Here is a 19,333-nt window from a genome sequence, read left to right as displayed (position 1 = left end):
GCGTAATCAGGTTGAAAGGAATGGAAATTCTAACCCATACTGCGTACAACGCTTTTTACTTTGTTAAGGACAGTTAAGATGGCCGAAGAGACAATTTTCAGCAAAATCATTCGTCGTGAAATCCCTGCCGACGTGGTTTATCAGGACGAACTTGTCACTGCGTTTCGCGACATTTCTCCTCAGGCACCCAGCCATATTTTGATTATCCCGAATGTTCTGATCCCGACAATGAATGACGTCGATGCGACGCATGAAGCAGCGCTGGGCAGAATGATGACGGTGGCCGCGAAAATTGCCGAACAGGAAGGCATCGCCGAAAGCGGTTACCGCCTGATCGTCAACTGCAACCGTGATGCTGGTCAGGAGGTTTATCACATCCATATGCATCTGGTCGGTGGCCGTGCACTGGGTCCATTGCTGTCACGTCAGTAAGGGTAAACATGCGTTTTTTGATGGCGTTATTGCCAGTGATTTTGTTGATAGGTTGTAGCAGCAAGCCCACTATTGCGCTGAATAATCAACAAAGAGTGGTAATGGAATCCCCCGTTCTGACGGCAGGCATAATCCCAGGTTCGCCATCCGTATCTGATTCCGGCGGGCAGAAAAAAGCCACAACCAGGTTGGATAACAACCAGCCACACTCAGTCACCCTGCATTATCGTTACTATTGGTATGATAAACAGGGGCTGGATTTATTCCCGGTCGCCGAGGCCAGGACCATTACTGTTCCGGCGAACAGCAGCGTGGACGTCAGTTCCCTGAACGGCAATCTTGATGCGTACAGTGTGCGTATTTACCTTTATCTCTAATTTTTTGCACGGAGAAGGTTGATGAAAAAGTATTTCCTCATTGTGGCAATTGCCGCATTGATCCTTGGCGGTTGTACGTTGCCAAACCAGCAGCAAAACCAGCCACAGCAGCCTGAGCAACCGCAGCAGCCACAGCAACCGTTGCCACCGGTTAACCCGCCGGTTCCGGAGCAACCGCAGGTCCAGCCAGTTCCGCAGCCGCCTAAATTTGCCAATATCGACTGGACCGCAACTGTTGAGCCAATGCTTGCGAAAATGCTGAAATCCGGTGGTGTGCAGCCGGGCAGCGTTCTGCTGGTGGATGGCGTGAAAAACAGCACCAACGGTTCCCTGCAAATGGCAAAAGCCACCGATGCATTGCGCAATGCACTGGCCAACAACACGACCTTCCAGGTGGTACCCGCCGAGCAACTGGCTTCGGCCAAACAGTCTCTGGGATTATCGCCGGATGACAGTCTGGCTTCGGTCAGTAAAGCCATCGGCCTGGCAAACATCGTAAAAGCGCAGTACGTGCTTTACAGTACCGTGAGTGGTGATGTGAAAGCGCCGACCATGTCGATGCGTCTGATTACCGCACCGAGTGGTGAAATCATCTGGTCAGGCCGCGGTGCAGTTCAGAATTAACGCTGAGCTTCTGCAACACGAACTCCGGCAACTGATTGAACAACATTATCCGGCGGTGAAAACCGCCGGTTTTCGTTTATTACCGGTTGCCGGGCTGACCGGCGAAAGCTGGAAAATCAGCTCGTCTGCCGGTGAGTTTCTGGCACGACATCAGTCTGTAGAGCGGCAAGCTTTGGGCGCTGACCGGCAACGCGAATCTGTGATTTTGCGGCATATCGCGCGGCACAAATTAGGCCCTTGTGTCAGACTTTATTCGCCGCCGTGGCTGATAGTCGACTGGATAGGCGGAACGCCGTTGCAAGATCAGGCACTCGCCGCCGTTTCAGGCCAGAAAGCCTTGTGCCAGCGTCTGGTGCAGTTACACCAGTTGCCACTATCAGGCTACCGGCTGGATTTACAGCAGCAATTTGCCCGCTACTGGCAACATATCGACCGGCGCAGGCTGACGCCGCACTGGCTGCGTTTGCACCGCAAAATGTTGTCGCAGGATCCGCCGTCACCGCTGAAACTGGCGCTGGTACATATGGATATTCACGCCGGTAATGTGCTTAGTACGCCAGACGGGCTGCGGCTGATTGACTGGGAATATGCGGCGAATGCGGACATTGCGCTGGAGCTGGCGGCGATTATTCGTGGCAACGACTGGAACGCGCAGCAGCAAAATGCGTTCATCGGCGAATACGTTGATGCTGGCGGCTATCAGGAAATATTTCTTTTGCAGCAGCGGGTTAACCGCTGGATCCCCTGGGTTGATTACCTGATGCTGATGTGGTTCGAAGTGCGCTGGCAGCAGACCGGCGAGAGTAAATATCTTGAATGGGTGCGCCCGTTGCACCCGTGATAATTGTCTAAAAAATGAAAAGGAGCGTCCATTTTGTTGGGACCTGTAATGCTGGATGTCGCTGGCTATGCGCTGGATGCCGAAGAACGTGAAATTTTGCAGCACCCGCTGGTGGGCGGGCTGATTTTATTCACCCGAAATTATCATGATGTCGATCAGTTGCATGAACTGATCCGCCAGATCCGCGCCGCGTCGCACGACAGGCTGGTGCTGGCCGTGGATCAGGAAGGCGGGCGCGTACAGCGCTTCCGCGAAAGTTTTACCCGTCTGCCTGCCGCGCAATCTTTTGCGGCGCTCAATGAACCGCACGAAGCGGGGCGTCTGGCCCAGGAAAGCGGCTGGCTGATGGCGTCGGAAATGATTGTGATGGATATCGACATCAGCTTCGCGCCAGTGCTGGATATCGGACATATCAGCGCAGCTATCGGCGAACGTTCGTTCCATGCAGAACCCCGGAAAGCGCTTGAAATGGCTGAGCAGTATATTCTCGGTATGCATTCCGCTGGCATGAAAACCACCGGTAAGCATTTTCCGGGGCACGGTGCCGTCAGCGCGGATTCCCATAAAGAAACACCACACGACGATCGCCCGCTGGAAGTTATCCGCCAGCACGACATGGCTATCTTCCGTCAGCTCAACGAACGTAAATTACTGGATGCCGTGATGCCGGCGCACGTGATTTATACTCAGGCCGATCCACGTCCGGCCAGCGGTTCGCCATACTGGTTGCAGGAAATTTTGCGCAAAGAGCTGAATTTCAACGGCGTGATCTTCTCCGATGATATCTCAATGGAAGGTGCGGCAATCATGGGGTCTTATCCCGAACGCGCGCAGGCCTCTCTGGATGCGGGTTGCGACATGATCCTGGCCTGTAACAACCGGCAGGGCGCTGTCAGCGTGCTGGATAACCTGTCTCCGGTCAACGCTGAGCGCGTTGCACAGTTGTATCATCGCGGACTGTATAGTGGAAAACAGGCCCGTCAGGACCTGCAAAATTCGAGACGCTGGAAAGAGGCAAACCGTGATCTGACCACACTCGACGCCCGCTGGCAGGAACATAAACAGGCTGCCCTGTAACGTTTTTCCGACCACGTGAAGGGTTCAACGCACATTCAGGATGAGGTAAACGATGATTATCTATTTGCATGGCTTCGATTCAACCAGTCCCGGTAATCACGAGAAAGTGTTGCAGTTACAGTTCATTGATCCGGACGTGCGCTTCATCAGTTACAGCACGCTGCACCCGCGTCATGACATGCAACATCTGCTAAAAGAAGTGGATAAAGTGCTGCAGGAAACGACGGACAAGAATGCGCTGATTTGCGGCGTCGGACTTGGCGGATTCTGGGCTGAACGCATCGGTTTCCTGTGCGGGATCCGCCAGGTGATGTTCAATCCGAATTTGTCACCGCAGGATAATATGACCGGGAAAATCGACCGCCCGGAAGAGTATGAAGATATCGCCACCAAGTGCATCAGCGATTTCCGCGAGAAAAACCGCGACCGCTGTCTGGTGATTTTATCCCGTGAAGATGGCGTGCTCGACAGCAGCAAAACGGCTGAGAAATTGCATCACTATTATCCGGTTGAATGGGACGAGCATCAGAGCCATAAATTCAAAGATATCTCGACGCATCTGCAACGCATTAAAGCGTTCAAAAATATCGTCTGATTTAACATTTCGTTTCTGAAATCGCTAAAACCACCGCCTTTGCGCAGTGGTTTTTTATTTGTGTCATTCCCGCTTCAGTATTCGTTTTCATGGCAGATCCGCGTCTAACTTGCTGATTTAAAGATGTCAAAATGCGTGCCATTTTCCTAAGTCAAATTAGCCAAATGAATTTAAATTGACCTATATCAATTTTGGTATGACCAAATCACCACGCGTGATATCCTCCGTCTCAGATACCGATTTAACTTAAGCAACCCTATGTTATATAAGGATTATATTTTTACTCTTATATAACAATTGGTTCACATTTGAGGGGGTTATTTTGACATCACCAATGAAGAAAATTGTGATTATCGGCGGCGGCGCCGGCGGTCTGGAACTGGCGACCAGCCTGGGCCATAAACTTGGCCGCAACAAAAAAGCGGAGATCATTCTGGTCGACCGTAACCACAGCCATTTATGGAAACCCCTGTTGCACGAAGTGGCGACCGGCAGTCTGGATGACGGCGTGGATGCGCTGAGCTATCTGGCTCATGCCCGCAACCACGGTTTCACCTTCCAGATTGGCTCACTGACCGATATCGACCGCGAAAATCACACCATCAAACTGGCTGAAATCTGTGACGAGAACGGCGAAATGCTGGTGCCGGTACGGGATATTGCGTACGACACCCTGGTGATGGCGCTGGGCAGCACGTCTAACGATTTCGGTACACCGGGCGTCAAAGACCACTGCATCTTCCTGGATAACCCGCATCAGGCGCACCGTTTCCATAACGAAATGCTGAACCTGTTCCTCAAATTCTCTGCCAGTGCAGACAAGCAGAAGAAAGTGAACATTGCGATTGTTGGCGGCGGGGCGACGGGTGTCGAGCTGTCTGCCGAGCTGCATAATGCGGTAAAACAACTGCACAGCTACGGTTTCGAAGGGCTGGACAGCGAAGCGCTGAACGTCACGCTGGTGGAAGCCGGTGAACGTATTCTGCCTGCGCTACCACCGCGTATTTCTGCTGCGGCGCATAACGAGCTGACTAAACTGGGCGTACGCGTTCTGACGCAAACCATGGTGACCAGCGCGGATAAGAACGGTCTGAACACCAGGTCCGGCGAATTCATTGACGCCGATCTGATGGTCTGGGCGGCGGGGATTAAAGCCCCTGATTTCATGAAAGACATCGCGGGTCTGGAAACCAACCGTATCAATCAGCTTGTGGTGGAACCGACGCTGCAGACCACGCGTGACCCGAACATCTATGCGATTGGCGACTGCGCTTCCTGTCCGCAGCCATCCGGCGGTTTCGTGCCACCGCGTGCGCAGTCAGCGCATCAGATGGCCTCCCGTTGTTTTGCCAACATCATGGCGCAGCGTAAGGGGCAAAGCCTGAAACCTTACGTCTATAAAGACCACGGTTCACTGGTTTCCCTTTCACGCTTCAGTACTGTCGGCAGCCTGATGGGTAACCTGATGCGCGGTTCTATGATGGTCGAAGGCCGTCTGGCGAGACTGGTTTATATCTCGCTGTACCGTATGCACCAGATTGCATTGCACGGTTACATCAAAACCGGTCTGATGATGCTGGTCGGCGGCATTAACCGGGTGATCCGCCCGCGTCTTAAACTGCACTGATACCTGTTCGCTGATATTTTTCAACGTCAGCTGAATCGTTTCATAGCCTAAAGCCTGTTTCTGACAGGCTTTTTCTTATCTGCATGAATACCCCTGTGAACAGCATAAGATCCCGCCACGATGAGGTTGTCTGCTAAGAATTCTCCGAAACAGGGGGATGCACCGGTTGTTTATCTCACTTACAGATTTCGTCTTATTGTTTGCTTACGTTTAGGTGTGCAGACTTAACAATAAGTTTACAAGAACAGATGGTCACAGACGGCGATTCACGCACGCCGAACCTCAGATGTGAAGCTGTCCGCTGAGGGACCCCGGTAACGGAGTCATTGCGTGGTAACATTTGCGGAGGAAGTCCTGTGAACAAGTCAATGTTAGCTGGGGTCGGTATTGGTGTGGCTGCGGCGTTGGGCATTGCTGGCGTTGCAAGCATGAATGTTTTTTCATCTGGCCCGGAGTACGCGCAGGTTGTCAGCGCGACGCCAATCAAAGAAACCACGAAAATCCCGCGTCAGGAATGTCGGAATGTGACGGTCACTCACCGACGTCCTGTACAGGATGAACATCAGATTGCTGGCTCCGTGCTCGGTGCAGTCGCCGGTGGCGTACTCGGTCACCAGTTTGGTGGCGGCCGCGGACGTGATGTTGCGACGGTAGCGGGTGCGTTGGGCGGTGGCTATGCGGGTAACCGCGTGCAGAGCAGCATGCAGGAAAACGACACCTACACCACGCAACAGCAGCGCTGTAAAACCGTGTATGACAAAGAAGATAAAACGCTCGGTTATGATGTGACCTATAAAATAGGCGATCAGCAAGGGAAAGTTCGTATGGACCACGATCCGGGCACACAAATTCCGCTGGATAAAAGCGGTCAGTTGCAACTTACCCGTTCATAACCAAGCGGGAAGTGTGGAAAATAAAAAGCCTGAGGTGAAAACCTCAGGCTTTTTTTAACGCATGAAGATCAGATTCAGATCAGATGCTCAGTAAACTCATTCAGCATGTCACCGACAAACTTCAGGCGTTTCGGGCGATCAGTCAGATCTAACACAAACTTCAGTTTTGTCGGGCCGTCCAGCCGGTAAACCTGGGGTTGTTTCTGTAACAGACCAATCAGGAAGCCCGGATCCACACGGTTCTTATCGCCAAACTCAATGAATCCGCCGCGCTCGTTGCCTTCAATCCGCCGGATGCCGAGTTCTTTGGCTTTCAGGCGCAGCACGGCAATCAGCAACAGATTGCGCGCACCGTCCGGCAGCGTGCCAAAACGGTCGATCAGCTCAACGCGGAGTTCATCCAGTTCGCCTTCGGTTTTCGCACTGGCGATACGTTTATACAACGACAGGCGCGTATTCACATCAGGAATGAAATCCTCCGGCAGCAGCGCAGGCATGCGCATTTCAACTTCGGTCTGGCTGGTGGTTAAATCCTCCAGCGATGGCTCGCGGCCTTCTTTCAACGCTTCGACGGCGTTTTCCAGCAACTCCATATACAGCGAGAAACCGATACTGGTCATCTGGCCGCTCTGGCCTTCGCCGAGCAGTTCGCCAGCACCGCGGATTTCAAGGTCGTGCGTCGCCAGCGCAAAACCGGCACCCAGGTCTTCCAGCGAGGCAATGGCCTCCAGACGTTTATGTGCATCGGCCGACATGGCTTTCGGTGGCGGCGTCAGCAGATACGCATAGGCCTGATGGTGTGACCGCCCTACGCGGCCACGCAACTGATGCAACTGCGCCAGACCAAAGTGGTCGGCGCGCTCAATAATGATTGTGTTCGCCGTCGGGATATCGATACCGGTTTCGATAATGGTGGTACACACCAGCACGTTGAAACGCTGGTGATGGAAATCATTCATCACACGCTCGAGGTCGCGTTCACGCATCTGACCGTGGCCGATGGCAATGCGCGCTTCCGGCACGAGTTCGGCCAGCCGCTGCGAGGCTTTCTCGATATTCTCGACATCGTTGTAGAGATAATAAACCTGCCCGCCGCGCAGAATTTCACGCAGGATTGCCTCACGCACGACCAGACTGTCGTACTCGCGCACAAAGGTTTTCACCGCCATACGACGTGCAGGCGGTGTGGCAATAATCGACAGGTCGCGCATGCCGCTCATGGCCATGTTCAGCGTACGCGGGATAGGCGTTGCGGTCAGGGTAAGAATATCTACGTCTGCACGCATCGCCTTGATGCGCTCTTTATGACGTACGCCGAAACGGTGCTCTTCATCGACAATCAGCAGTCCCAGATCTTTCCAGCGTAGATCGGTTTGCAGCAGTTTGTGTGTGCCGATAATAATATCGACTTTGCCTTCAACCGCATCTTCCAGCACGACGTTTTGTTCTTTGGCGCTGCGGAAACGCGACATCATTTCGATGCGCACTGGCCAGCTGGCGAAGCGGTCGCGGAAGTTATCGAAGTGCTGTTGTGCCAGCAGGGTGGTCGGTACCAGAACGGCCACCTGCTTATTGTTGGAAACGGCGAGGAAGGCTGCGCGCATCGCCACTTCGGTTTTACCAAAACCGACGTCGCCACATACCAGCCGGTCCATCGCCAGCGGTTGGGTCATGTCAGTCAGTACCGCGTTAATGGCCTGTGCCTGATCCGGCGTGGTTTCAAACGGGAAAGCCTGACAGAACAGCTGATACTGTGCTTTGTCGTGCTTAAACGCGAAACCACTTTTGGCTTCGCGCTGGGCGTAGATATCCAGCAGTTCCGCAGCGACATCGCGCACTTTCTCGGCCGCTTTCTGCCGCGCTTTTGACCAGGCTTCACCGCCGAGTTTATGCAGCGGCGCGCTCTCATCCGCGCCACCGGCATAGCGGCTGATGAGATGCAGCGATGATACCGGCACATACAGTTTGTCTTCACCGGCGTAGGTCAGTATCAGGTATTCGGCAGTGATGCCGCCGGTTTCAAGCGTTGTCAGCCCGAGATAACGGCCCACACCGTGTTCGACATGCACTACCGGCTGGCCGGGACGCAGTTCGGCGAGATTACGGATCAGTGTATCGGTGTTGATCGACCGTCGGCTGTCCTGACGGCGACGCGCCACGCGTTCACCAAGCAGATCGCTTTCACAAATCAGCGCCAGCTGTTTATCCGCATCCAGAAAACCACGTTCGCACGCGCCGATCATGATGTAACGACCGGCGATATCGGCTTCTTCAATCCGGGTGATAAGCGTCGGCATCAGCTTGATGCGTGCCAGCAAATCCTGAAGCGTTTCGCGGCGGCCTTCACTTTCTACAGAGAATACCAGGCTGCCGGCAAAGGATTCATTAAAGCGACGCAGGTTATCCATCGGCGCTTTATTCTGCGGCTGAACGGATAAATCTGGCAGCTTTTCGTAACTCAGATTGGTATTGGCGGCTTTCTTCGGCAGCGAATCAGTACGCAGCTGAACACGTGGCCAGGCTTTCAGCTCGGTAAACAGCGACTCCAAACGCAGCCAGAGATTTTCCGGCTCGAGCAGCGGACGCATCGGATCGACCCGGCGGCTTTCGTAACGCTGGCAGGCGTCCTGCCAGAAGCGCTCAGCGGCGGCTTCGAGATCGCCGGTATTCAGCACCAGCGTGTTTTCCGGCAGATAGCTGAACAGCGTGGTCAGCGGCTGACTGAAAAACAACGGCTGCCAGTATTCGATACCGGCGGGGAAGGTCCCTTTACTGACCTGCTGATAAACGTGTTCGGCATCGCGACGTACTTCGAACTTCTCGCGCCATTGGCTGCGGAACAGTTCAATGGCATTTTTATCGGTTGGAAATTCGTGCGCGGGTAGCAGATTGATATGTTCCACTTCACTCAGCGTGCGCTGGGTATCCACATCGAAAATGCGCAGGCTGTCGATTTCATCATCAAAGAAATCAATGCGATAAGGTTCTTCGCTGCCCATCGGATACAAATCCAGCAGAGCGCCACGGGTGGCAAACTCGCCGTGCTCCATCACCTGATCTACGCTGCGATAACCGGCCTGTTCCAGCTGTGCACGCAATTTATCGCGCGAAAGCTGCTGACCTTTCTTCATCACCAGCGCGTGACCGTGCAGGAATTCGTGCGGGCAGACGCGTTGCATCAGTGTATTCACCGGCAGAATAATGATGCCGCGTTCCATAGTAGGAAGCTGATACAAACTGGAAAGGCGTGAAGAAATAATTTCCTGATGTGGAGAAAAACTGTCGTAAGGTAGCGTTTCCCAGTCCGCAATACTCAGGACTTTGTTGTCAGTAAACTGTTGAATTTCATCGCGCAGGCGCAGGGCATTTTGCATATCAGGCGCAATCAGCAGGATCGGGCCTGTATGGCGTTCACTGATTTGGGCGCATTCCAGCGCGCAGGCGGAGCCTTTAAGCTGGCCTAACAGGCGGTTGTCGCCCGGGCGTTCAGGCAACGAATAACGATAATCTTGAGACATAGGCTGTGTTGAGTTCTCGTTTTGGCGGCTGTCGGAGGCCAATTAGCAGACCGTATCTTGCTTTGCAGGGGTAATCGGGGTCAACCCGTTGTCTGTATAAAAGGGTCAACGGCGTCACAAAGTTAAACCGATTACTTTGGGTTAATGGTTCCATAAAGCGGTGCTAGCCTTTATTATCCTTGATCACTTTAGTCTGCGCCACGCACTTATTTGCGGCCAAGCACTTAAAACGGATGTTATGTATCAACCTGTCGCGTTATTTATAGGTCTGCGCTACATGCGCGGGCGTGCTTCGGACCGCTTCGGGCGGTTTGTCTCCTGGTTATCCACCATTGGTATCACTCTCGGCGTGATGGCGCTGGTGACCGTGCTGTCAGTGATGAACGGTTTTGAGAAAGATCTGGAAGGTAACATCCTGGGTCTGATGCCTCAGGCGTTAATCACCACGCCGGGCGGATCCCTCGACCCTCAGAAAATCACCCATCAACAGGTGTCGGCGCTGAAAAGTGTTAACCGCGCTGTACCGCTGACCACCGGCGATGTCGTGCTGCAAAGCCCAGGCAGCGTCGCGGTGGGCGTGATGCTCGGTGTCGATCCTGACCAGAAAGACCCGCTGGCGAAATACTTAATTGGGGTTGCCCAGCAGGAACTTCAACCCGGTAAATACAACGTTATTCTTGGCGATCAGCTGGCGCAGCAGTTAAAAGTGCGCCGTGGCGATCAACTGCGTCTGATGGTCACCAGCGTCAGCCAGTTCACGCCGGTCGGCCGCGTCCCGAGCCAGCGTTTGTTCAACGTTATCGGCACTTTCTCCGCCAACAGCGAAGTGGATGGTTACCAGATGCTGGTGAACATTCAGGACGCCTCACGTCTGATGCTGTATCCGAAAGGCAATGTCACCGGCTGGCGTTTGTTCCTCGACAAACCGCTGGACGTCGACAGTCTGAGTACGCAAAAACTGCCTGACGGTGCAAGCTGGAAAGACTGGCGTGAACGCCGCGGCGAATTGTTCCAGGCGGTGCGCATGGAGAAAAATATGATGGGGCTGTTGCTGAGCCTGATCGTCGCCGTCGCCGCGTTTAACATTATTACGTCACTGGGTTTACTGGTGATGGAGAAGCAAGCCGAAGTGGCCATTTTGCAAACACAGGGCTTAAGCCGTCGCCAGATTATGGCGCTGTTCATGGTGCAGGGCGCCAGTGCCGGTGTGATCGGCGCGTTGCTCGGGGCCGTGCTCGGCGTGGTGCTGGCCACCCAACTGAATACAATTATGCCAGCTATCGGGCTGATGCTCGATGGCGCGTCGCTGCCGGTCGATATCGAACCGGTTCAGGTCGTGGTCATCGCGCTGGTTGCTATGGCTATTGCTTTATTATCTACGCTTTATCCTTCCTGGCGCGCTGCTGCCACCCATCCCGCAGAGGCTTTACGTTATGAGTAATTCTTTATTATTGCAGTGTGAAAACCTCTGTAAGACTTATCAGGAAGGTAAAATGCACACCGACGTGCTGCGTGACGTCAGTTTCGCTATGCAGCCGGGTGAGATGATGGCGATTGTCGGCACCTCCGGTTCCGGCAAAAGTACTTTGCTGCATTTGCTGGGCGGACTCGATTCCCCGACGTCCGGCGAAGTGATTTTCAAAGGTCAGTCTCTGAACGCGATGTCTTCATCGGCGAAATCTGAATTGCGTAACCGCGAGCTGGGCTTCATCTATCAGTTCCACCATTTGCTGCCGGATTTCACCGCGCTGGAAAACGTCGCGATGCCGCTGCTGATTGGCAAAAAGAAATCTGCCGAAGTGCAGGAACGCGCGCTGGCGATGCTTGAAGCGGTGGGACTGCAACATCGCAGCAATCACCGTCCTTCCGAGCTTTCCGGTGGTGAACGTCAGCGGGTGGCAATTGCCCGTGCGCTGGTGAATAATCCTTCGCTGGTGCTGGCCGATGAACCGACCGGTAATCTCGATCAGCGCAATGCCGACAGCATTTTCGAATTGCTCGGCGAACTGAATGTGCGCCAGGGCACGGCGTTTCTGGTGGTGACGCATGATCTGCAACTGGCGAACCGTCTGACGCGTCAGCTGGAAATGCGTGACGGCAAGTTGCAGCAGGAATCGATGTTGCTGGGAGCGAAGTAATGTCTGGCATTCCTTTTTCATTATTGATTGGCCTGCGGTTCAGTCGTGGACGCCGTCGCAGCGGCATGGTGTCGCTGATTTCGGTGATTTCAACGTTAGGCATTGCACTGGGGGTGGCGGTGCTGATCGTTGGCCTCAGCGCCATGAATGGTTTTGAACGTGAGCTGAAAGAACGCGTACTGGCGGTCGTACCGCACGGCGAAATCCGGCCGGTCAATCAGCCGTTCAACAACTGGCAGGGCGTGCTGGATCGGGTGGAAAAAGTGCCGGGTATTGTGGCGGCTGCACCCTATATCCAGTTCAACGGCCTGATTGAGCACGGCGCCAAACTGCGCGCCATCCAACTGAAAGGTGTTGATCCACAGAGTGAACCACGTGTCAGTGCCGCGCCGAAATTCGTGCAGAATAATGCCTGGCAAAATTTTAAAGCCGGTCAGCAACAGTTGATCCTCGGCAAAGGCGTCGCGGATGCGGTGGGCGTGAAGCAGGGCGACTGGGTGACCGTGATGATCCCGAACAGCGACCCGGAAATGAAGCTGTTGCAGCCAAAACGTATTCGCCTGCAGGTTGCCGGTATTTTGCAGCTCAGCGGACAACTTGATCACAGCCTTGGCATGGTGCCTCTGGCCGATGCCCAGCAATATCAGGATATGGGCAGCAGCGTGACCGGTATTGATATCAAAGTGAACGATGTCTTTGCCGCACAGAAACTGGTGCACGACGCCGGTGAAGTGACTCAGGCTTACGTTTATATCAGCAGCTGGATCGGAACTTATGGCTACATGTACCGTGATATCCAGATGGTGCGCGCTATCATGTATATGGCGATGGTGCTGGTGATTGGTGTGGCCTGCTTCAATATCGTTTCAACGCTGGTGATGGCGGTGAAAGATAAAAGCAGCGATATTGCGATTTTGCGCACACTGGGTGCGAAAGACGGACTTATCCGCGCAGTCTTCATCTGGTACGGTTTACTGGCGGGGCTGGTCGGCAGCGTTGCAGGTGTAGTGATCGGCGTGATTGCGGCCTTCCAGCTGACTAACATCGTCAATGCATTGCAAAAACTGACCGGTCACCAGTTCCTGTCGGGCGATATTTATTTCATCGACTTCCTGCCTTCTGAAGTTCACTGGCTGGATGTCGCAGGGGTGCTGGTAACCGCCCTGGTGCTGAGTTTGCTGGCAAGCTGGTATCCGGCGCGGCGTGCGAGCCGTATCGATCCTGCCCGCGTACTCAGTGGCGGTCAGTAATCCATTTTTAAATGAAGTCTTAATCAGACACAGAGAGTAAGGAGCACTTCATGCGCACACGTCATCGTCTGTGTCGGTTTCGCAAAAATAAGCGCATTCGCCATCAGCGGTTCCGGTCGAATATTTTCCACCGTGACTCGATGGCGGCTGCGTCGTTGAAGAAGCCGTTTGTCGTGGTGCTGACCGGCGCAGGGATTTCCGCCGAGTCTGGCATTCGTACTTTCCGCGCCGCTGACGGTTTGTGGGAAGAACATCATGTTGAGGATGTGGCGACACCCGAAGGCTATCGCCGTGATCCTGAACTGGTACAGCGTTTTTATAATGAGCGCCGCCGTCAGTTGCAGGCAGAAGATCTCAAACCGAATGCCGCACATTACGCGCTGGCCACGCTGGAAGAAGCGCTCGGTGAGAACTTCCTGCTGGTTACGCAAAATATCGATAACCTGCACGAGCGCGCGGGCAGCTTACGCGTCATTCATATGCACGGCGAATTGCTAAAAGTGCGGTGTACGCAATCGGGGCAGGTATTGGACTGGCCGGGCGATCTGACTGTGGATGACCGCTGTCATTGCTGTCAGTTTCCGGCACCGTTGCGCCCGCACATAGTCTGGTTCGGTGAAATGCCTTTTGGCATGGACGAGATTTACGATGCGCTGGCTAAAGCCGATTTTTTTGTCGCTATCGGTACGTCTGGCCACGTTTATCCGGCCGCGGGATTTGTCCATGAAGCGCGCATCGGCGGCGCCTGTGCTGTTGAACTGAATCTTGAACCGAGTCAGGTTGAAAGCGAATTCGATATGAAGCACTACGGGCTGGCGAGCCAGGTCGTACCGGAATTTGTCCATAAGTTCCTGACCAAGAAAGACCAGGGCTGGTGATCACCAGGCTTTTTTTTATTGTTCTCGCCAAAAATTGCGCCTGCCCCATAGACATATCTCGTTAAACTTGGTGAAAAATGACCTGACGCAATATTCAGGGTTTTCATGCTGCGCATAATAAAACCCAGCCGCCAGAGGATACCCAAATGAATAAGTTGCTTGATCGTTTTCTTCATTATGTTTCTTTCGATACTCAATCTAAGCCCAATGTTAAACACACGCCCAGCACCGATGGACAACTCAGGCTGGCGCAGGCCCTGCGTAATGAACTGACCGAGCTAGGTTTTTCTCAGGTTACGCTCAGTGATAAAGGCTGCGTGATGGCCACCTTGCCAGGCAATGTGGCCTGGAAAGTGCCGGTGATTGGTTTTATTTCCCATCTGGATACCGCGCCTGATTTCACGGCTAAACACGTTAATCCACAAATTGTGGAAAATTACCGCGGCGGCGATATCGCACTGGGTAATGGCGATGAAATATTATCTCCGGTGATGTTCCCGGTATTACATCAGCTTCTCGGGCACACGATTATCACCACCGACGGCAAAACCTTGCTCGGGTCTGATGATAAATCTGGTATCGCAGAAATTATTACCGCGATGGTGCGACTGAAAAACAGCAATATTCCGCACGGACCGGTGCGTATCGCCTTCACGCCAGACGAGGAAATCGGCAAAGGCGCGCAGAGTTTTGATATTCCTGCATTCGGCGCGCAGTGGGCCTACACCGTCGACGGTGGCGGAGTGGGGGAGCTGGAGTTTGAGAACTTCAACGCTGCGTCGGCCACGATTAAAATTGTCGGTAATAATGTGCATCCGGGCAGTGCCAAAGGGGTGATGGTGAATGCGCTGTCACTGGCGACGCGTTTTCACAACGAGCTGCCTGCAGATGAAACGCCCGAGCATACAGAAGGTTACGAAGGTTTCTACCATCTGACGACCATCAAGGGCAACGTTGAGCGTGCGGAAATGCATTACATCATCCGTGATTTCGACAAAACGCAGTTCGAAGCCCGTAAGCAAAAAATTATTGATGTCGCACACGTGGTCGGCAAAGGCCTGCACCGTGATTGTTATATCGAAGTGACGCTCGACGATCACTATTACAACATGCGCGACAAAGTGGCTCAGCATCCGCACATTATTGCGCTGGCGCAGCAGGCGATGAAAGATTGCGATATCGAGCCAATCATGAAGCCCATTCGTGGCGGCACTGATGGCGCGCAGCTTTCGTTTCGCGGTTTGCCATGCCCGAATATCTTCACCGGCGGTTATAACTTCCATGGAAAACACGAATTCGTGACGCTCGAAGGAATGGAAAAAGCGGTTGCAGTGATTATGCGTATTGCTGAGCTGACAGCAAAAGAAGCCGTGAAGCACTGACGGTGCGGGTGGCGACAAAAAAGGGGCGATGTCTGAAAACATCGTCCCTTTTATTTTATTAGCGCAACACCGGTCAGTCGTTAAAGTACCAGTAACCGCTGTTTACCAGCGCAGACAGCAACGCAAGGAATGAAGGATCGTCCAGCGCATCGCCAAGCATGTCTTTGGTTACGGTTTTATGGCGGGCAATCGCATCTACTGCGCCGATATGTTCCGTGGTCATGGCTTCGCCATTGACATAACAGGTATCACCCACGCGCAGCACGCGAAGACCGCCCAGACGTTCCAGCGTTTCACCCGACTCCAGCAGTTCATAAATTTCACCCGGCTGATAAGGCGGTTCCGGCGGTGCCAGATCCAGCTCATGACGCGACTGGGAAATAAACTCGCCAAACCAGCTGTTGAAATGCGCCGGATTACCAATCAGATCCAGCATCATGCCGCGCAGTTTATCCAGCTCAGCCGGTTGCACTTCGGCCGGATGTTCACGTTCAACCAGTTCCGGATCGCTGTAACGGTGGCTGCCCAGCTCGCGGGAAAGCACGAAATCTGCAAAACCACTGACCATCTCACGGGCGTTTGGCGCACGGAAACCGACGGAATAGTTGAGGGAGTTTTCCAGCGAATAGCCGTCGTGCGGGAAGCCCGGCGGAATGTAGACGATGTCGCCCGGTTCCAGTTCTTCATCAATAATCGCCTCGAACGGCTCGACCTGCAGCAAATCAGGATGCGGGCAATGTTGTTTCATGGCGACTTTCTCGCCCACACGCCAGCGGCGGCGGCCAGTGCCCTGAATAATAAATACGTCGTACTGATCCAGATGCGGGCCAACACCACCGCCGGGCACCGAGAAGGAAATCATCAAATCGTCCATGCGCCAGTCAGGAATGTGGCGAAATGGCGTCATCAGATGGGAAGAGGGTTCATGCCAGTGGTCGACCGCCTGAACCAGAACTGACCAGCCCGTTTCACCCAGATGATCGTAACTTTCAAACGGCCCGTGGCTGACATTCCACTTGCCGTCCTCATTGCTCACCAGACGGCTGTCCACCTCATTTTCCATCGCCAGACCAGCCAGTTCGTCCGGAGAAATCGGATCGACGAAATTTTTAAAGCCGCGTTTTAACACCACAGGACGCTTTTGCCAGTAACGCTGCAGGAAATCATTCCAGTCTAGGTCGAGTTGGTAATCCATAGTATTTCCCTTGCATTAAATGGAGGGTGATAAGGAAGAGGAGAGTCTGTAAATGATTATAACGGAAGGTGTTGCGGCTGAGTTGGGCAATTGCCAGCAAATTTCGCACTATGCTTAAGATTGCGCCGAAATTTGCTGGCAAAATAATCGGGGGAGAACGTTATTCCAGTTCAATGCCTTGTTGCAGACCAAAACAAACGCGCATGCTGGCGCCGCCAAGCGGGCTGTCACCAATGATAATTTTGCCGTCGTACTGTTCAATGATGTCGTTGGCGAGCGATAACCCCAGCCCTTGTCCCGGACGCAAGGTATCTGCCCGCTGCCCGCGCTGGAAAATCACCTCGCGCTTACTTACCGGAATACCCGGGCCATCGTCTTCAATCAGGATCACCAACTGATTCTCAGTATGGACAGCACTGATTTCGACAAACTCCAGACAGTATTTGCAGGCGTTGTCTATCACGTTACCCATCACTTCCATGAAGTCATTTTTTTCGCCCACAAAGGTGATTTCCGGTGAAATATCCACCGTGATCACCACGCCTTTACGCTGATAAACCTTATTCAACGCCGAACATAATCCGTCGAGGATCGCCGGGACGGAGTGAACTTCACGGATCAGCAGGTTTTGTTCGGAGCGCAATGTCGCGCGATGCAGGTAATAGCCAATCTGCTGTGAGATGCGGCTGATTTGCTCAAGCATCACCGGCTCGGCATCTTCAATGGTCATCTGTTTACCATTGCGCAGTGCACGCAGGGTGGACTGCAAGACAGCCAGCGGCGTTTTCAGGCTGTGCGTCAGGTCAGCCAGCGTGGTGCGGTAACGATCATAACGGCCACGCTCCCCGTGCAGCAAAATATTCAGGTTACGCACCAGACCGCGCAGTTCACGTGGCGGGTTTTCATCCAGTGATTCCCGCTCGTGGGTTTCCAGTTCGGCGACCTGATGGATCAGTTCTTTGATTGGCCTCAGGCTCCAGTAAGCTGCCAGCCATAACAAAGGCACCACCAGCAGCAGGTTCGCCAGTAAGACATAGCTGAACCACTCCCAGACAAGGTCAGAGCGCTGTAATTCCTGCGGAATGGTATCGACCACCACAATGTTCAGCGCCGGCAGGCGCGAGGTTGCATTATAGGTATTGACCGCAATGGAATGGGTCATCGCGTTGGCGTCGGTATCGTCGTAATCCTTCAACTTATCCTGCGCTTGCGGGTTGTTGCCCAGTACTTCGCTGCTGATTTGCGTGTCGGTATCCAGCTCATAGAAGCCGGGTTTGTTCATCCACGCTTTATCGATATGCGCTTCGAGCTCAGGGATGCGGCGCTCGGCCCATAACAGTTTTCCGTCTGCGTCGTAAATGAACACCAGCGTCGGCGTGTTGAGGTCGAGATCAGGTGGAACGTTGATAGTCAGCTTGCCGTCGCGCCATTGTGCAAGGCTGAAGAAGAGGTTACTTTCGCCGCGCAGGAGCCGGTAGGCGGTTTTGTCGAAACTCACCATGTAACCCACCACGGCCACCAGCCCGTAGGCCAGCGACAGGGTAAGTACCACCGCAGCGGTCGCCATCATAAAGCGGACGCGAAGGGAGAAGGGGTTCCGGGTACGACGTCCTTTCATGAAGCGTCCTTTGAACATGACGATGATTATGGCCTGATGTCGAAACGGTAACCCTGACCACGTACGGTCGTTATCACATCAACCGGGTGTTCTGCCTGCAGTTTTTTGCGCAGACGGCCCATCAGAACATCGACGGTGTGACTTTCACGCAGCTCGGCATCCGGATAGAGCTGAAGCATCAGAGAGTCCTTGCTGACCACCTTTCCCGCATTGCGGATCAGTGTCTCGATAATCGTGTATTCGAAAGCGGTCAGTTTAATCGGCTGCTCATTGACGGTCAGTTCACGACGTGACAGATCAATCTGGAAAGGTTGCAGCGTGATCACCTGTGAGGCGAGACCGCTGTTACGGCGCATCAGCGCCTGCATGCGCGCCAGCACTTCTTCCAGATGGAATGGCTTAGTGACGTAATCATCCGCACCGGCTTCCAGCACTGCGACTTTATCCTGCCAGCTTTCGCGGGCGGTCAGCACCAGAATCGGCAGATTGTTCTGATGACTTCGCCAGCGGCGGATCAGGCTCAGGCCATCTTCACCAGGCAAGCCGAGGTCAACAATGGCGATATCAGGCGCATGCTCATGCAGAAAATAGTCTGCTTCTTTGGCGTCTTCTGCCGCATCGACCTGATGGCCCATTTCCCGCAACTGTACTGAGAGGTGATGACGTAACAGTGCGTTATCTTCAATGACTAAAATTCGCATGGTGATTCCTTATCCTGACAGCGCGAAAAATGGATTAAACATTCTGAGTGCGATTGTAAATGATTCAGAAACATTTTAATCAACCTCAGGTCAACGCAGGTGTGCCGAACATCAACAGAACCTAAACGAATTATAAGCGGCTTCCGCCAGGCGTGGCATAAAAAAGGCGACCCGAAGGTTAATGCCG

At 53.6% G+C, this 19,333-nt stretch carries 17 protein-coding genes; 13 read left to right on the top strand and 4 right to left on the bottom strand.

The features are described from left to right. Positions 1–78 precede the first annotated feature (78 nt). The 8 genes from hinT to UC14_RS22120 all read left to right on the top strand — a co-directional run bounded on the left by hinT (position 79) and on the right by UC14_RS22120 (position 6,466). Entirely contained in the window at positions 79–432 is a 354-nt protein-coding gene (gene hinT / locus UC14_RS22155) for a purine nucleoside phosphoramidase (RefSeq protein WP_013576236.1), read from the top strand. An 8-nt stretch (positions 433–440) separates the two neighbouring features. Further along, positions 441–809 (top strand): YcfL family protein, encoded by a 369-nt coding sequence (locus UC14_RS22150; protein ID WP_013576235.1) that lies wholly within the window; start codon positions 441–443, stop codon positions 807–809. A 21-nt stretch (positions 810–830) separates the two neighbouring features. Then, complete coding sequence (lpoB, locus tag UC14_RS22145) at positions 831–1,433, top strand: penicillin-binding protein activator LpoB (protein WP_013576234.1); 603 nt, start codon at positions 831–833, stop codon at positions 1,431–1,433. Continuing rightward, positions 1,417–2,274, top strand: coding sequence for a phosphotransferase (locus UC14_RS22140; protein ID WP_112198439.1), 858 nt, complete (start codon positions 1,417–1,419; stop codon positions 2,272–2,274). The genes lpoB and UC14_RS22140 overlap by 17 nt, the downstream gene beginning before the upstream one ends. Before the next feature lie 48 nt (positions 2,275–2,322). Beyond that, the gene (gene nagZ / locus UC14_RS22135; protein ID WP_013576232.1) at positions 2,323–3,351 is read left to right on the top strand and encodes a beta-N-acetylhexosaminidase; all 1,029 of its coding nucleotides are present in this window, start codon (positions 2,323–2,325) and stop codon (positions 3,349–3,351) included. Positions 3,352–3,403: 52 nt separating this feature from the next. Then, positions 3,404–3,946, top strand: coding sequence for an alpha/beta hydrolase YcfP (gene ycfP, locus UC14_RS22130; RefSeq protein ID WP_013576231.1), 543 nt, complete (start codon positions 3,404–3,406; stop codon positions 3,944–3,946). A 322-nt stretch (positions 3,947–4,268) separates the two neighbouring features. After that, positions 4,269–5,573: an NAD(P)/FAD-dependent oxidoreductase gene (locus tag UC14_RS22125; RefSeq protein ID WP_112198438.1), complete on the top strand. Its 1,305-nt coding sequence runs from the start codon at positions 4,269–4,271 to the stop codon at positions 5,571–5,573. A gap of 356 nt (positions 5,574–5,929) precedes the next feature. Next, the gene (locus UC14_RS22120; protein WP_013576229.1) at positions 5,930–6,466 is read left to right on the top strand and encodes a glycine zipper 2TM domain-containing protein; all 537 of its coding nucleotides are present in this window, start codon (positions 5,930–5,932) and stop codon (positions 6,464–6,466) included. Positions 6,467–6,540: 74 nt separating this feature from the next. On the opposite strand, the gene mfd is transcribed toward UC14_RS22120, so the two are convergent. Then, positions 6,541–9,984, bottom strand: coding sequence for a transcription-repair coupling factor (mfd, locus tag UC14_RS22115; protein ID WP_112198437.1), 3,444 nt, complete (start codon positions 9,982–9,984; stop codon positions 6,541–6,543). A 238-nt stretch (positions 9,985–10,222) separates the two neighbouring features. Here mfd and lolC point away from each other — a divergent pair, with 238 nt between their 5' ends. From lolC to pepT, 5 genes are all read left to right on the top strand, one after another. Further along, positions 10,223–11,425 carry a lipoprotein-releasing ABC transporter permease subunit LolC gene (gene lolC, locus UC14_RS22110; RefSeq protein ID WP_013576227.1) on the top strand — a complete coding sequence of 401 codons (1,203 nt, stop codon included), beginning with the start codon at positions 10,223–10,225 and terminating at the stop codon, positions 11,423–11,425. Next, positions 11,418–12,122, top strand: coding sequence for a lipoprotein-releasing ABC transporter ATP-binding protein LolD (lolD, locus tag UC14_RS22105; RefSeq protein WP_013576226.1), 705 nt, complete (start codon positions 11,418–11,420; stop codon positions 12,120–12,122). Before lolC ends, lolD begins: the two co-directional genes overlap by 8 nt. Next, positions 12,122–13,372 (top strand): lipoprotein-releasing ABC transporter permease subunit LolE, encoded by a 1,251-nt coding sequence (gene lolE, locus UC14_RS22100; protein ID WP_037037364.1) that lies wholly within the window; start codon positions 12,122–12,124, stop codon positions 13,370–13,372. Before lolD ends, lolE begins: the two co-directional genes overlap by 1 nt. A 50-nt stretch (positions 13,373–13,422) precedes the next feature. After that, entirely contained in the window at positions 13,423–14,250 is an 828-nt protein-coding gene (gene cobB / locus UC14_RS22095; protein WP_112198436.1) for a Sir2 family NAD+-dependent deacetylase, read from the top strand. Between the two features lie 146 nt (positions 14,251–14,396). Then, positions 14,397–15,632 (top strand): peptidase T, encoded by a 1,236-nt coding sequence (gene pepT / locus UC14_RS22090; RefSeq protein WP_037037369.1) that lies wholly within the window; start codon positions 14,397–14,399, stop codon positions 15,630–15,632. Between the two features lie 73 nt (positions 15,633–15,705). Here pepT and UC14_RS22085 read toward each other — a convergent pair whose 3' ends face one another. From UC14_RS22085 to phoP, 3 genes are all read right to left on the bottom strand, one after another. Then, positions 15,706–16,827, bottom strand: coding sequence for a cupin domain-containing protein (locus UC14_RS22085; RefSeq protein WP_112198435.1), 1,122 nt, complete (start codon positions 16,825–16,827; stop codon positions 15,706–15,708). A 160-nt stretch (positions 16,828–16,987) separates the two neighbouring features. Further along, complete coding sequence (gene phoQ / locus UC14_RS22080; RefSeq protein WP_013576219.1) at positions 16,988–18,445, bottom strand: two-component system sensor histidine kinase PhoQ; 1,458 nt, start codon at positions 18,443–18,445, stop codon at positions 16,988–16,990. A 26-nt stretch (positions 18,446–18,471) separates the two neighbouring features. Next, positions 18,472–19,146: a two-component system response regulator PhoP gene (gene phoP / locus UC14_RS22075; RefSeq protein ID WP_013576218.1), complete on the bottom strand. Its 675-nt coding sequence runs from the start codon at positions 19,144–19,146 to the stop codon at positions 18,472–18,474. Positions 19,147–19,333 lie beyond the last annotated feature (187 nt).

It is taken from the genome of Rahnella sp. NRRL B-41462 (genome assembly GCF_003263525.1).
In the GTDB taxonomy this organism is placed as follows: Bacteria; Pseudomonadota; Gammaproteobacteria; order Enterobacterales; family Enterobacteriaceae; genus Rahnella; species Rahnella aceris.
Note: the sequence above shows the minus strand (reverse complement) of the source record. Positions and strands in the feature narration are given on the sequence as shown.